At 75.7% G+C, this 14,464-nt stretch carries 8 protein-coding genes; 1 reads left to right on the forward strand and 7 read right to left on the reverse strand.

Features of this window, described 5'->3' with window-relative positions; all coding sequences use genetic code 11:
* Nucleotides 1-5: 5 nt before the first annotated feature.
* Genes ACFV4G_RS18345 through ACFV4G_RS18355 form a run of 3 tightly spaced genes read right to left on the reverse strand, consistent with a single transcriptional unit; the run spans nt 6 to nt 9,703 of the window.
* Nucleotides 6-6,377: an amino acid adenylation domain-containing protein gene (locus tag ACFV4G_RS18345; protein ID WP_380441476.1), complete on the reverse strand. Its 6,372-nt coding sequence runs from the start codon at nt 6,375-6,377 to the stop codon at nt 6-8.
* Nucleotides 6,374-9,436 (reverse strand): amino acid adenylation domain-containing protein, encoded by a 3,063-nt coding sequence (locus ACFV4G_RS18350; protein ID WP_380441478.1) that lies wholly within the window; start codon nt 9,434-9,436, stop codon nt 6,374-6,376. Before ACFV4G_RS18350 ends, ACFV4G_RS18345 begins: the two co-directional genes overlap by 4 nt.
* A gap of 6 nt (nt 9,437-9,442) precedes the next feature.
* Complete coding sequence (locus tag ACFV4G_RS18355) at nt 9,443-9,703, reverse strand: acyl carrier protein (protein WP_380441480.1); 261 nt, start codon at nt 9,701-9,703, stop codon at nt 9,443-9,445.
* Nucleotides 9,704-10,190: 487 nt separating this feature from the next.
* Here ACFV4G_RS18355 and ACFV4G_RS18360 point away from each other — a divergent pair, with 487 nt between their 5' ends.
* Nucleotides 10,191-11,378: a LuxR C-terminal-related transcriptional regulator gene (locus ACFV4G_RS18360; protein ID WP_380441482.1), complete on the forward strand. Its 1,188-nt coding sequence runs from the start codon at nt 10,191-10,193 to the stop codon at nt 11,376-11,378.
* Between the two features lie 338 nt (nt 11,379-11,716).
* Here ACFV4G_RS18360 and ACFV4G_RS18365 read toward each other — a convergent pair whose 3' ends face one another.
* The 4 genes from ACFV4G_RS18365 to ACFV4G_RS18380 all read right to left on the reverse strand — a co-directional run bounded on the left by ACFV4G_RS18365 (nt 11,717) and on the right by ACFV4G_RS18380 (nt 14,439).
* Complete coding sequence (locus ACFV4G_RS18365; protein WP_380441484.1) at nt 11,717-12,307, reverse strand: hypothetical protein; 591 nt, start codon at nt 12,305-12,307, stop codon at nt 11,717-11,719.
* Nucleotides 12,308-12,441: 134 nt separating this feature from the next.
* Entirely contained in the window at nt 12,442-12,783 is a 342-nt protein-coding gene (locus tag ACFV4G_RS18370) for a hypothetical protein (RefSeq protein ID WP_380441486.1), read from the reverse strand.
* A gap of 47 nt (nt 12,784-12,830) precedes the next feature.
* Entirely contained in the window at nt 12,831-13,343 is a 513-nt protein-coding gene (locus ACFV4G_RS18375; RefSeq protein ID WP_380441488.1) for a hypothetical protein, read from the reverse strand.
* A gap of 154 nt (nt 13,344-13,497) precedes the next feature.
* On the reverse strand, nt 13,498-14,439 hold the full coding sequence (locus tag ACFV4G_RS18380) for a MerR family transcriptional regulator (RefSeq protein WP_380441490.1): 942 nt from the start codon (nt 14,437-14,439) through the stop codon (nt 13,498-13,500).
* Nucleotides 14,440-14,464: the final 25 nt, after the last annotated feature.

Below are 14,464 nucleotides of genomic sequence, written 5' to 3' on the forward strand. Positions count from 1 at the left end.
GCCTGTCACTTGGCGCGCAGGCGGGCCAGGTCCTCCGGCGAGAGCAGCCCGAAGGCCGTCGCCCGGCGCTGCTGTCCGCCGGTCTCCGTGCGGGAGTCCAGCCAGCCGGCCACGGCCTCGACGGTCTGGTGGGTGAACAGCTCGGTCAGCGGGATGTCCAGGCCCTGTTCCCGGGCCTGTCCGACCACCCGCACGGCGTGCATCGAGTCGCCGCCGAGCTCGAAGAAGTTGTCCGTGACGCCGATCCGCGCCAGCCGCAGCACCCGCTGCCAGAGTTCGGCGAGCTGCCGCTCCACCGGGGTGCGGGGCGCGACGTACGCCTCCGGGGCCGCGCCGCGGTCCGGAGCGGGCAGGGCGCGGCGGTCCAGCTTGCCGTTCGGGCTGAGCGGCAGGGCGTCCAGCGGGACGAAGGCGCTCGGCAGCATGTGCTCGGGCAGCGTGCGGCCCAGTCCGGCCCGCAGGGCGCTCCGGTCGGGTGCCGGTCCGTCGCCCGGCGTGAGGTAGGCGACGATCCGCCGGTCGCCCGGCTCGTCCTCACGGACGATGACCGCGACCTGGCCGACGCCCGGCTGCGCGGCCAGCGCCGCCTCGATCTCGCCGAGTTCGATGCGGAAGCCGCGCACCTTGACCTGGTGGTCGATCCGGCCCAGGTACTCGACGGTGCCGTCCGGCTGCCAGCGGGCCAGGTCGCCGGTGCGGTAGAGCCGGTCGCCGGGCGCGCCGTACGGGTCGGGGACGAAGCGGTCGGCGGTCAGGTCCGGCCGGCCGCCGTAGGCGCGGGCCAGCTGGACGCCGCCGAGGTACAGCTCGCCGGGCACCCCGAGCGGGGCCGGGGCCAGCCAGCGGTCGAGCACGTACACCCGGGTGTTGGCGATCGGCGCACCGATCGGCAGGCTCGGGCGGTCCCAGTCCGGCCGGCTGGACCAGCGGGTCACGTCGACCGAGGCCTCGGTGGGGCCGTACAGGTTCTCCAGCCTCGTCCCGGGCAGGGCCTGGTGGAAGCGCCGGGCCGTCCCGGCAGGCAGTGCCTCGCCGCTGCACGCCACCATCCGCAGCGACCCGCAGCGCTCGGCGGGCGCGGCGGACAGGAAGGTCTCCAGCATCGGCGGCACGAAGTGGCACACCGTCACCCGCTCGTCCTGGATCAGCCGCGCGAGGTGGTCCGGGTCGCGGTGGCCGCCGGGACGGGCCAGCACCAGCCGGGCGCCGGTGAACAGCGGCCAGAACAGCTCCCACACGGAGACGTCGAAGCTGATCGGGGTCTTCTGGAGCACGGTGTCGTCCGGGCCGAGCCGGTAGGCGTCCTGCATCCACAGCAGCCGGTTGACGATGCCCCGGTGCGGCACCTGGACGCCCTTGGGGCGGCCGGTGGAGCCCGAGGTGTAGATGACGTACGCCAGGTGGTCGGGGCCGGCCGTCGGCTCGGGCGCGTGGTCGGGCAGGTCGGCGGCGGTGTGCGGGCCGACCGCGACGACGGTGCGGCCCGCGGCGGCGATCGCGGGCGCGCCGGAGTCGGTCAGCAGCACCGGCGCCTGCGCGTCGGCGAGCATGAACTCCAGCCGGTCCGCCGGGTATCCGGGGTCCAGCGGCAGGTAGGCGCCGCCGGCCTTGTGCACCGCGAGCAGGGCGACCATGAGCTCGACCGACCGCTCCATCAGCACGCCGACCACCACGTCCGGGCCGACGCCGTGTCCGCGCAGCAGCCGGGCCAGGCGGTTGGCCCGCCGGTGCAGTTCGGCGTAGCTCAGTTCCCGGCCCTCGCAGCGCACCGCGATCCGCCCGGCGGCCGGGCCGGTGCCCGGTCCGGCCTGCTCGGCGAGCAGCGAGGTGAGGGTCCGCTCCAGCGGCCAGTGGGCGTCGGTGGCGTTCCACTCGTGCAGCACCCGGTGGCGCTCGGCGGGCGGGAGCAGGTCGGCGGTGGCCGTGCACGCGGCGGGGTCGGCGGCCATGGCGGCCAGCGCCGCGGTGAAGCGGCCGGCCAGCCGCTCGACGGTGGCGGCGTCGAACAGGTCGGTGTCGTAGTCGAGCCAGCCGAGGATCTCGCCGCCGGTGTCCAGCATCCGCAGGTTCAGGTCGAACTGGGCGTTCGCCTCGGAGACCTCCACCAGCTCGCTGGTCACGCCCGGGGCCTCGAACGAGCCGAGCCGCACGTTCTGCAGCGCGAACAGCGCCTGCACGAGCGGGCTGCGGGCGAGGTCGCGCTCCGGTGCCAGCTCGCCGACCAGCCGGCCGAAGGGCACGCCCTGGTGGGCGAACGCCGCCAGGGCGTCCTCGGTGACCCGGCCCAGCAGTTCGCCGAAGGACGGCGCGCCGCGCAGGTCGAGCCGGACCGGGACGGTGTTCAGGAAGCAGCCGACCAGGTCCTCGAACTCGGCGCGCTCCCGGTTGGCGACCGGGGTGCCGACCAGCAGCCGTTCCTGCCCGCTGTGGCGGGACAGCACCACGGCGAAGGCGGTCAGCAGGGTCAGGTACAGGGTGCTGCCGGACTCCCGGGCGAGCCGGCGCAGCCGGTCGGCGGTGTCCGGGTCGACGGCCAGCCGGTGGCGCGCGCCGCGGTGCGCCTGGACGGCGGGCCGGGGGCGGTCGGTGGGCAGCTCCAGCACGGTCGGGACGTCCGCCAGGTGGTCCGTCCACCAGTCCAGGAGCTCCGTCAGCGGTTCTCCGGCCGACTCGGCGCGCTGCCAGCGGGCCACGTCGGCGAACTGCAGCCCGTCGCCGAACCCGGCCTCCCGGCCCTCGCACGCGGCCCGGTAGGCCTGCGACAGACCGTCGAGGAGGACGCCGAACGACCAGCCGTCGAAGGCGATGTGATGGACCGTCAGCACCAGCAGGTGCTCGTCCTCGGCGGTGTGCAGCACCAGCGCCCGCAGCAGCGGACCGGCGGCCAGGTCGAACGGGCGCTTGGTCTCCCGCATCGCCTCCGCGAGGGCCGCCCCGGGGGCGGGCTCCAGGTACCGGACGGTCACCGAGGCGTCGGCCACCGCCTGCTGGACGGGCTCCCCGTCGACGACGGCGACCCGCATCCGCAGCACCGCGTGCCGGCGCAGCACGGCGTCCACCGCCGACTGGAGCGCGGTCCGGTCCAGCGGGCCGCGCACCCGCAGCACCAGCGGCATGTTGTAGGCGGCATCGCCGGGGCGCAGCTGGTCCTCCAGCCACAGCCGCTCCTGGGTCCACGACAGCGGCGCCGGCTCGGACTCCCCGCTCCTGGGGACCGGCCGCTCGGGCCCCGCCCCGGTGTGCCGCCCGACCAGCCGGGCCAGCCCGGCGACCGTCGGGTGGGCGAAGAGCTCGCGCAGCGACAGTCGCACGCCGAACCGCTGCCGCAGGCGCACCAGCACCCGGCTCAGGAGCAGCGAGTGCCCGCCGAGCGCGAAGAAGTCGTCCCGGCTGCCGATCCGCTCCCGGCCCAGGACCTCCCGCCACACTTCGGCGATCCGCTCCTCCCGTTCGCCCGCCGGGGCCACGTACGCGGCGACCGCCGCCTCCTCGCGGCCGAGGGCGCGCAGCGCCGCCCGGTCGGCCTTGCGGTTCGCGGTGAGCGGGAGCTCGTCGAGCACCACCCAGCCGGACGGCACCTTGTACTCGGGCAGCCGGGCGGCGAGCGCCGCGCGCAGCCGTCCCAGGTCGGGGCGGGTGCCGCCGGTCGCGAGGTAGGCGGTCAGCCGGTGGCCGCCGCGCTGCTCGGGCGTGGCCAGCACCACGGCCCCGCGCACGCCGTCCTGCCCGGCGAGGGCCGCCTCGATCTCGGCCGGCTCGACCCGGAAGCCGCGCACCTTGACCTGGTGGTCGGCCCGGCCGAGGTGGTCGACCAGCCCGTCCGGGCGCAGCCGGCCGAGGTCGCCGGTGCGGTAGACCGGGTCGGGCCGGTGCCCGCTCAGCGGGTTGTCGCCGTAGCCGTCCGTGGTCAGCGGGTCGGCGTAGCGCGCCAGGTGCGGGGTGCGCACGACCAGCTCGCCCACCTCGCCGAGGCCGGCCGGGCGGTCGCCGGCCAGCACCAGCAGCTGCACCTCGTCGATCCCGGGACCGAGCGGGATCCGGCCCTCCCCCTCCGGGGCGGCCTGTCCGGCCCGCCGGGCCACGTGGACCGACACGGCCTGCGGGGTCTCGGTCGCCCCGTACAGGTTGAGCAGGTCCGCGGCGGGGGCGAGGGCCGCCCACTCCCGGACGGTGCGCCGGGTCAGCGCGTCGCCGCCGAAGCCGACCAGCCGCAGCGCGGGCCAGCCCGGTCCGGCCGCGGCGGCCAGCGCATCGGCCAGTGCGGGGGTCAGGTGGGCGACGGTGATCCGCTCGCGGTGCAGCTCCTCGGCCAGGGCCGGGGCGTCCCGCAGGTCCGCCGCCGGGAACACGGCGGTCGCGCCGGCCCACAGCGGCGCCAGCACGTCGCGCAGGAACGGGTCGTGGCCGAGCCCGGAGAGCACCGAGAAGCGGTCGCCCGGGGTGATCGCGTACGCGTCGGCGTACCAGTGCAGGAAGTGGGCCAGCGGGCCGTGGCCGCCGACGATCCGGCGGGGGCGGCCGGTGGTACCGGAGGTGAAGGCGACGTAGGCGGGGTCGTCCGCGGTGGCGGCGTGGCGGACGGCGGGCGGCGCGTCGGGGTCGTCCGCCACGGCGAGCACGGGAACGGCGCGGGCCTGGTCGGGCAGCTCGCCCGGGCCGGTGGCCAGCCAGGCCTTGGGCCGCAGCTCCTCGGCCCGCAGGGCGAGTTCGGCTGCCGGGTAGTCGGCGTCCAGGACCGCGAAGGCGGCTCCGGCCCGCCAGACCGCGAGCAGCGCCACCGCGGTGGCCGGGTCGCGCGTGGCGTGCACGGCCACCACGTCGCCGGCGCCGACGCCGACTCCGGCCAGCCGCCCGGCCAGGCGCTCGACCCGGTCGGCCAGCTCCCGGTAGGTCAGCGCGCCGGAGGGTCCGGCCAGGGCCGTCCGCTCCGGGCTCCGTTCGGCGTGCCCGGCCAGCCGCTCCAGCAGCGGACCGGGGTGGGTCGCCGTCAGCTCGGCCGTCGCGTCGGGGGCGAGGGCCGCGGCCCGGCCGGTGGCGAGCGCGAGCTCCCCGGTGCGGCGGGCCGGGTCGGCCGTGGCCTGCCGCAGCACCAGCGCGATCTGCTCCAGCAGGTCGGCGATCCGCTCGGCCCGGTACAGCCCGGCGTCGTACACCGCCTCCAGGGCCAGCCGCCCGCCCTCGGTGGAGACGTACAGCGTCAGGTCGAACTTGTTGTCGATCTCCGGGAAGGGCAACTGCTCGACCGCGCACCCGGCCAGGGCGAGCGGGGCGGCCGGCGGGAGGACGTTGAAGAACACCTGGATCAGTTGGGTGCGGCCGAGGTCCCGCTCGGGGGCCAGTTCGCCCACCAGCCGCTGGAACGGCACCCGCTGGTGGGCCAGGGCCTCCAGCGCACTGGCGCGGACCCGGCCGAGCAGGTCACCGAACGACGGGCCGCCGGACAGGTCCAGCCGCACCGGCAGGGTGGTCAGGTAGCAGCCCAGCGCGTTGTGGTCGCCGGCCCGGCGGGTGGAGACCGGGGAGCCGACCAGCAGCCGCTCCTGGCCGCTCTGGCGGGCCAGTACCACGCCGAAGGCCGACAGCACCGTCATGTAGAGGGTGGCGCCGTGGGCCCGGCCCAGCTCGCGCACCCCGTCGCTCAGCCCGGCGTCGAGCAGCAGCCGCGCCTGGGCCCCGCTGCGGCCGCGGACGGCGGGCCGCGGCAGGTCCGCGGGCAGCTCCAGCACCCTCGGCGTCTCCGCCAGGTACGCGCGCCACCACTCCAGCAGCCCGTCCACGGTCTCCGGGGTCAGCTGCTCGCGCTCGGCGCGGACGGCGTCGCCGAACCGGCGGCGCAACGGCGGCAGCGCCGGCGCCTCCCCCGCCCGCGCGGCGCCGTACGCCGCCGACAGCTCCTCGAAGAACGGCCCGAACGACCAGCCGTCGAACACCAGGTGGTGGAAGGTCAGGACGAGCAGGTGCTCCTGCTCGCCGGTCCGCACCGCGAGCGCCCGCAGCAGCGGACCGGCGACCAGGTCGAACGACCGCTCGGCCTCCCGCTGGGCGAGCCGCAGCCCGGCCGCGGCCGGATCGGGCAGCGCGCGCACGTCCTCGGTGGCGACCGGGACCGGCGCTTCGGGCAGCACCCGCTGGACGGGCGTGCCGTCCGGCTCGGCGAACACCGTCCGCAGCGCCGTGTGCCGGGCCACCACGGCGTCCACGGCGTGCTGCAGCGCGGCCACGTCGAGCGGGCCGGACACCCGCGAGATCACCGGCATGTGGTAGGCGGAGCCGCCGGGCCGCAGCTGCTCCTCGAACCAGATCCGCTCCTGGGTGAACGAGAGCGGCAGCGGTCCGGCGGCCTCGGCGGGAGCCGGAGGGAGGAAGGTGTCGGTCATGGGAGGTCCTTGGTGAGGTCCTTGGCGAGCAGCAGGGTCAGCTCGGATTCGAGGAGGTCGGTCAGCAGGCCGAGGACGGCGGGCGGCAGCAGGCCGGCCGGGGCCTGGAGGCTGCCGACGAGGTCGTCGCCGTCCTCCCACAGCTCGCAGACCAGTTCGCCCTGCGCGCCCAGCGGAGGGGCGGGTCGCGGCCGGAGGGTCGAACCCCCGAGCCGTACGGTCGGGTTGACCCGCTGGAACACCAGCATGGTCTGGAACAGCGGACTGCGGCCGCCGGGCGGGCGGGGCACCAGCGCGGCGATCTCGTCGGTGGGCAGCGCGGCGTGCTCGAACACCTCCAGCAGCCGTTCGCCGATCAGCCCGGTCAGTTCGGGCCCGGAGGCGCCCGGCGTCCCGGCGATCCGGACCGGCAGACTGTTGGCCAGGAAGCCGATGGTGCGCTCGTGGGCGGCGGCGCGGTCGGCCACCACGACGCCGACGGCGAAGTCGAGCCGGCCGCTCCAGCCGGACAGCGCCCGCCACCAGGCGGCCAGCGGCACCGCCAGGGCCGGACGGCGCAGCCGGGCCGCCGCCGCGCGCAGCAGGGCGGCCGAACCGGGCGGCAGCACGACCGGGCGCTCGACCACCGGAGCGGTCCACAGCCCCTTCATGGTCACCGGCCTGGCCCCCGGCAGGTCCAGCGGTTCCAGGCCCGCCAGCTCGGCCCGCCAGAAGGCCCGGTGCCGCTCGGCGTCGCCGACCGGGCCGGTCGGCGCGGCCGGGGCGGGCCGCGGCCGGACGCCGGACCAGGCCGCCGCCAGGTCGGCGAGCAGCACCTGCTCCGAGTGCCCGTCGTAGACCGTGTGGTGCACCGCCAGCACCAGCGTGTGCCGCTCGGCGCCGTGCGACAGCAGACCCGCGGCGAGCAGCGGGCCGTTCACCAGGTCGTGCACCCGGGCCGCCAGTTCGGCGGTCAGGGCCGGCAGGGCGGCGGTCTCGTCGCCCGAGCGCCGCAGCAGCGGCGGCAGGGCGGGTTCGGCGGCCACCGCGCGGTGCGGGCGGCCGCGCAGCTGCGGGAAGGTGGTGCGCAGCGCCGGGTGGGCGGCGGCCACGGCGGCCAGCGCCCGTTCCAGCCGGTCGCCGTCGACCGGCCCGGTGATCTCGATCCGGCTCACCGCGACGTGCCCGGGTGCGCCCGGCGCCAGCCGTTCGGCGATCCAGAAGCGGCGCTCCCCGGCGGAGAGTTCGGTCGGCCCGCCGTCGCCGGCCGGTCCGGTGGGCCCGACGGGTCCGGGTGGACGGCGGCGGGCTTCCCGCTCCAGGGCGTCCACCGTGCCGTGCCGGTAGACGTCGCCCGCCGAGAGCTCGGTGTCCAGCAGGCGGGACAGCCGGGCGGCGATCCTCAGCACCTGGAGCGAGTTGACGCCGTCGGCCAGGAGGTCGTCGTCCCCGGCGAGTGCGGGGTCGCCGAGGATCCGTCGCACCTCGCTCAGCGCGGGTGATCCGTCCGCCGCCGGTGTCGGTGCCGCCTCGGGCGGTTCTCCGACGAGCAGCCGCTCCAGGGCCCGCAGGTCGGCCTTGCCGGTCGGGCCCAGCGGCACCGACGCCAGTCGGACGAACCGGTCGGGCCGCAGGTGCGCCGCCAGCACGGCCGCGCTCGCGCCGCGCACCCGCTCGTCGGTGAGCGTCCGGCCCGGCTCGACGGTGTAGCCGCAGACGGTGCTCGTGACCGTCCCCTCCGCCGTCCGGACGGGGACCAGGAAGCACTCCTGCACCCCGGCCACCGCGGCGACCGCGCGCTCTACCTCGCCCGGCTCGATCCGGTACCCGCGCAGCTTGAACTGGCGATCGGCGCGCCCGACGTAGGACAGCCGGCCGTCCGGTGCCATCCGCACCAGGTCCCCGGTCCGGTACACCCGCTCCGGTCCCCGGCCGGGGATGTCGAGGACGCCGAACCGACGGGCCTCCTCCTCCGGACGGTCGAGGTAGCCCAGCGCCAGCCCGTCGCCGCCGACCCACAGTTCACCGACCCGGCCGCGCGGCAGCGGCGCGCCGTCGTCCCCCACCACGGCCAGCAGGGTGTTGCGCACCGCGCGGCCGACCGGAACGCCGTCCGGCTCGGCCAGTTCGGCCGCGGTGACGTCCTGGGCGGTGACGAAGACCATCGACTCCACCGGGCCGTACCCGTTGGTCAGCCGGGCCCGCGGGCAGGCGGCCAGGAACGCGGCCAGGTGCGGCGGCGACACGCGCTCGCCGCCGGTCATCAGGTGCCGGACGCCGGCGAACGCCCCGGGCTCCTCGTCCAGGATCAGGTTGGCCAGCGAACTGGTCAGCCAGAGCGTGTTCACGCCGTCCTCGCGCACCAGCCGGCGCAGCTCGGCCGGGGTGAGCAGGCCGTCCCGGGCCTCGACCGCGCAACCGCCGTTGAGCAGCGGCCCGAACGTCTCCAGCGCGCCCGCGTCCCAGTACGGAGCGGCCAGCAGCGGCATCACGGTGTCCGGGCCGAAGTCGGCGTAGCCGCCGTCGACGAAGGTGCGGATCATCGCGCGGTGCGGGATCACCACGCCCTTGGGGCGGCCGGTGGAACCCGAGGTGAAGAAGACGCACGCGGGGTCATCCGCGCCGACCCGGGGCGCCGCGAAGTCCCGCCGTGTGCACGGCGGTTCGCCGTCCGACAGCTTCACGACCGGCAGCGCGAGGGTGCTTCCCTCCCCGGTGGCGTCGAGCACGAAGCGGGCACCCAGGTCCTCGGCCACGTCCGCGAGCCGTCCGGCGGGCCACCGGGGATCGACGGCGGCGAACGCCGCGCCCGCCAGCAGCACGCCGAGCGCCGCGACCGCGAAGGCCTCCCCCGGCCGGGCCGACACCGGCACGAACTCACCGGGCCGCAGGCCGAGTTCGACCAGGCGGGAGGCAACCTCCCGGGCCCGGCCGACCAGGCCCCGGTAGGTGGTGGTCCGGCCGCCGGCCCGCAGCGCGGGGGCGTCCGGCGTCCGGTCCGCCCAGGCCAGCACCGCGCCGTGCGCGGTGCCGTGCGGCGGGACGGCCGCGGCCGGACCGAACGTCAGCGACGGTTCCACGACCGGTCAGCTCTCCGCGCGGGCGGCGCGAGCGGCGTTCACCGCGTCGGCCAGCGAGTCCGGCGTGGAGTCCAGCACGGCGAGGAAGTCCAGCTCGACGCCCCACTCCTCCTCGATCCGGGCGATCAGCGTCACGGCGTGGAAGGAGTCGCCGCCGTGGCCGATGAACGACCCGTCGCCGGGGACGTCGACCCCGAGCGCCTCCGCCACCATCGCCCGGACCGCAGCCGCGTCGACACGGTCGGCCGAAATGTTCGGCTGGGACATCTGAACCTGCCTCCAGAAAATTCCGATTACCACTTGTGGACATGACAGCAAGCCCTTTCCCGGGAATTGGGGAACGGTTATTGCTGCGAAATATTGGAGTGATGCGAGTCAATTCCGGGCGGCGCCCCGGGAGAGGGGGGACGAAACCCGCGTAGAGCCCGCTGGACGGGGCCCGTCCGTATCCGTCGGATCAGGCCGCCCGGGCCTATCCCCAGCCGGTGTCGCCGTTGCCACCAGCCTGCGCTACAACGGAAGTCGACGGCTCCCGGCCCGGCAGATGACCGGTCCCGGCGGCCGCCGCGAGGGTCGCGACGAGGGCTGCCGCGGCCACGGCCGCGCCGGTCCGGAGGATTCCGCGGATTTTCTTGGAGAACTGCACGATGTGCCCCCGTGGGATGGATGCCTGCGCCGCCGGGGATCGCCCGTCGAACGCCGTTGACATCAGCATCGGGAATTCGGAGCTTGGCAGTCCAGTCACCGAGCCCGCATGATGATGCTTTACATCAAGCTGCACGTGGGAGAAAGAGTGGACAAGGTGTCAAAAACGGACATCGTGACCAGGTTCCAGGCGCTGCAGGCCGAGGAGATCCAGGTCTACGGGTGGGCGGTGGACCGGGGCGTGCTGCGGATCCCGGACGCGGCGGTGGGGCTCGGACTGCCCCAGGAACGCGTCGCCCGGGCGGTCGAGTCGCTGGCGGCCGTCCCCCTGGTCCGGCCGCTCGATCCGCTCGATCCCGCGGGGCCGCTCCGACCACCGGGCGGGCCGGCGGACGGACCCGAGGGCGGATCGGAGGACAGACCGGACGGCAGACCGGTGGACAGACCGGCGGACAGACCGGCGATGGAGCGAGCCTGGAAGGCCGTCGACCCGCAGCAGGCCAGCGCGGAGGTGGCCGCGGCCGAGTCCCGCTTCCGCCGCGGGCTGTCCGGCGTCCTCTCCGTCTGGGACGTGGTGGACTCGGTGAACGCCATGTACGACGCGGGCGTCGACGACGTCGACCGGGGCGCTCCGCTGCAGCCCGTCGAGGCGCTCGGCGAGGTGATCGCGATGCTCGACGAGGCCGGCGCCACCTGCGAGTCCGAGGTGATGACCGCCCAGCCGGGCGGCGGCCGCCCGCCCGGAGAGCTGGAGCGCTCGATCGCCCGCGACCTCGCCATGATCGGGCGCGGCGTCCGCATGCGCACCCTCTACCAGCACCCCGCGCGCCACAACGCCCCCACCCAGGCCTACGTCGAACGGGTCACGGCGGCGGGTGCCCAGGTCCGCACCCTGCCCGAGCTCCTGGGGCGGATGATCGCCTTCGACCGCCGGGTGGCCTTCATCTCCCACCACCGGACCAGCGGCGGCGCGGTGGTCATCCGGGACCCCTCCACCGTCGGCTTCCTGTGCGACGCCTTCGACCGCAACTGGCAGATGGCGACCCCGTACCATCCGGCCCCGCTGGACGGCGGCCTGCGGGACGACCTCAAGGGCACCATCCTCGGCATGCTCAGCGAGGGCCTGCGGGACGAGACGATCGCCCGGCGGCTCGGCGTCTCGCTGCGCACCTGCCGCAAGTACATCGCGGACATCTTCGCGCAGTTGGGCGCCGAGAGCCGCTTCCAGGCGGGCTACCTCACCGGCGCCCAGCGCCGGCTCGGCACCGGGCCGGACGAGTCCCCCGGCGTCTTCTGAACCGGCTCGGCCGCGCTACCGCAGCGCCTCGCTCATCCTGGCTCATCCAGGTCAATCAACTGTTCGGCCCCGTAGGGGACCACGCGCGCCGTCCACCGCTCGCGCCGCGTTGCGGGGGCACGTCGCCCGGCTGATCACTCTCCTCACCGACGGCCTCCGGGCGGCCACCCGCACCCCCGGCCACGTCCAGCTCGCTGCGCCGGACCGGTCGACGCCCGCCGGCCCGCACAGTTCCTCGACGAGGCCTGCCGTCCCCGGGAGCGGGCGCTCGAACCGGCCACCGGGCAGGGGCGGACGACCAAGCAGGTGGACCGGTCAGGACCGCCGTCAGGCCTGCTTCAGGCGCCCCAGGAGGTCGTGGTCCGTGCGCCCGCCGAGCCGGTCGCGGTGTTCGCGGTGGTCGGGCGCGACGGGGCCGCGGGCCGGAGGAAGTCCGAGCCGGCCGTCGAGGTGGTCGTGCGGGCGCCCGCGCCCGGCGTGGTGGCGGCCGGTCCGCCCGCCGTGGTGGGCCGTGCGGCGCCCGCCGGGGCGGCCGTCGGGTCGGCGGTCGCGGTGCGGCGCGCGGCGGGCAGGCCGGGCGTGGCGGCCGGAGTGCGGCCGCCCGGCTCGATCCGCTCGATCCGCAGCACGAGGTTGCGGTCCTGGCGGTCGCCGGCCCGGTCGCGGTTTCGGCTGTGCACCTGCTGCGTCTGCACGCCCCGGACCTCCTGCCAACGACCCTGGACCGCGCGGATGTTGGGGCTCCACTCGCCCTCGTGGCAGTGCTCCAGGTCCAGCTGCCAGCTCGCGGCGTCGACCACGTGGACGGCGCCGACCGCCGCCGGGACCAGGACCGGCGCGGCGCCCCGCACGGTCACCACCGCCCGCTGCTGCCACGGGCCCTCCACCGCCGTCACCGTGATCCGGCTCGGCCCCTGGTACCAGGCCATGGTCGTCCTCCCGCGTCCGTCCTCGCGCCGGTCGCCGACCGGCCTCAGCAGATACCACGGGCGGCGGGCCCTCCAGGGTTCGACCGGGCTCGACCGGGCTCGACCGGGCCCCGCCGGATTCGACCGGCCAGGGGTCACTCGTCCACCGGCACCTGACGGACCCGGACGTCCCCGCAGACGACGAAACCCGCGGGCACACCACCGCTGAGCAGGTGGAGCCGCAGGTAGCGAGCCGACGCCGGGCCCGGCACGTCGACCAGCGCCTCGATCTCCGGGTCGGAATCCGCCTCCCGGATCTCCAGGTCCTGGTAGCCCGACCGCGTCTTCATGGCCAGGACACTGACGAACTCGACCTCCGTGGCCGTGTCCCTCCCCTGCTTCCAGAAGCTGCGGAACAGCAGCGTCCGGTGCGAAACGCGGTACGACCAGACCTGCATGTCCTCGTGCAGGTCCAACGGCAGCGGACTCGTCGTCATGCCGGTTCTCCTCTCCCGGGCGCGGTACTGCGCCGCCAAGTTGCGTACTAGCCGGCGTACTGCCGTCGCAGGGCGTCGAGGTGCTTCGCCCCGCGCTCGGCCTCGTCCAGGTGACCGAGGTCCAGGGCAGCCGTGGCGCGGCCGTAGACGTAGAAGACGTCCTCGCGCTCCTCGGCGGACAGCGTCCGCAGCCGGCGCAGCACGTCGAAGTCGACGTCCAGGGAGAGTTGGACGGCCGCCAGGCGGTCGCGGGCCGTGGCGGGCAGCCGGGTGCGCAGGACGTCCTTGAGGTGGTCGCGGATGCGGCGATCCGCTTCCTCGGGCCGGCGGACGGCGGGCCGGTGCGGATGGTCCCCCAGTTCGTCGGCCCAGGTGGCGAGAACGCCGTGGATCGCCTGCAACGCCGCCACGTCCCCGGGGTCGGTGGCGAACACCTCCCCGGCCAGCCTGGCCGCCTCCCGGGCACGCCCCTCGACGTCGGTGCAGGCCGCGACGAATCCGGCGAGCGTTCCGCACCTCCACCGCAACTCGGCGGCCTGCCAGGCTTGTTCCATGTCCACGTCGGCACCCTATCGGGCAGCCGGTCGGGGTTGTCGACCGCTTTTGGGCGGCGGGCCGGCCGGGCCGTCGTCGACGAGCACGAAGGCCACCAAGGGCGCCGGCGCCCGCGCCGCCGGCTCGCCGGTCCGGCCGCGCCATGTCGCGACCGGCCTGCTACCCCGGTATCCGGGCGCCCAGTGCCCGGATGAACCAGTCGAAGGCCGGCGCCAGGCTTTCCGGCGCCGACCAGCCGTTGATCACGGCGAGCAGCTGAAGGTACCGCTCCCTGCGAGGGTCGTTCACGGTCTCCAGGCGGGTCGACAGCCGGCGCCGGAGGTCGACGTCGTCGGGGCGCCCCACGGCGTCCGCGTACTGGGCCATGACCGCCGCAACGACCCGATCGGCCTGGGGCGAGCCCGGGTCGATGCCGGCTGCCAGGGCCGGGCCGACCTGGTCGAGGACCGCTGCGGCAGGGTCACGGCGCGGGCACGTGGTGCCGACCCGGGCGTGATCGGCCACGTAGTGCTCGACCGTGCGCCGCGTGCCGGCGCGGAAGTCCGGGTCCTGGGACAGCTCGGCCAGCTCCACCCACGCCTCGACCTGCTCGGCCTCCGGGTTGTCGGGCAGCTCGGGCGTCATCGACCGCGTGATCCCCACGAGTTCGGGGTTGGCGTCCAGCAGCCCGCTGAAGGCGGTGTCGAGGAAATCGCCGATCAGCCGTCGACGTTCGTCCTCGGAGAGCTTGGCCAGCTTGTGCATGAAATCCATCTCCTCAGGGGTGGACCCGCGCCTGGCCACCGCCGTCAGCACCGCGCACCGCAGGCGCAGCGTCCGGATCTGCACCGCCAGTGCTTCGGCGTGCGCCGCGGCGACCTCGGGAAGGGAGATCTCCCGGTCCACGACCTTCCGGATGGCAGGGAGGTCCAGTCCCAGGTCGCGCAGCGTCCGCACGAGGTCCAGACGTGCGACGGCGTCGATGCCGTAGAGGCGGTAGCCGGCCGGGCTACGGTCGGTCGGCGGCACGATCCCGCAGTCGGAGTAGAACCGGATGGCCTTGACCGTCAGACCGGTCCGCCGGGCCAGATCACCGATCGGGTAGAGCGTGTCGCCGTCCATGCCCTCACCCTCCCACCTCCCCCTA

Origin of the sequence: Kitasatospora sp. NPDC059747 (genome assembly GCF_042732955.1) — a bacterium.
Classification (GTDB): domain Bacteria; phylum Actinomycetota; class Actinomycetes; order Streptomycetales; family Streptomycetaceae; genus Kitasatospora.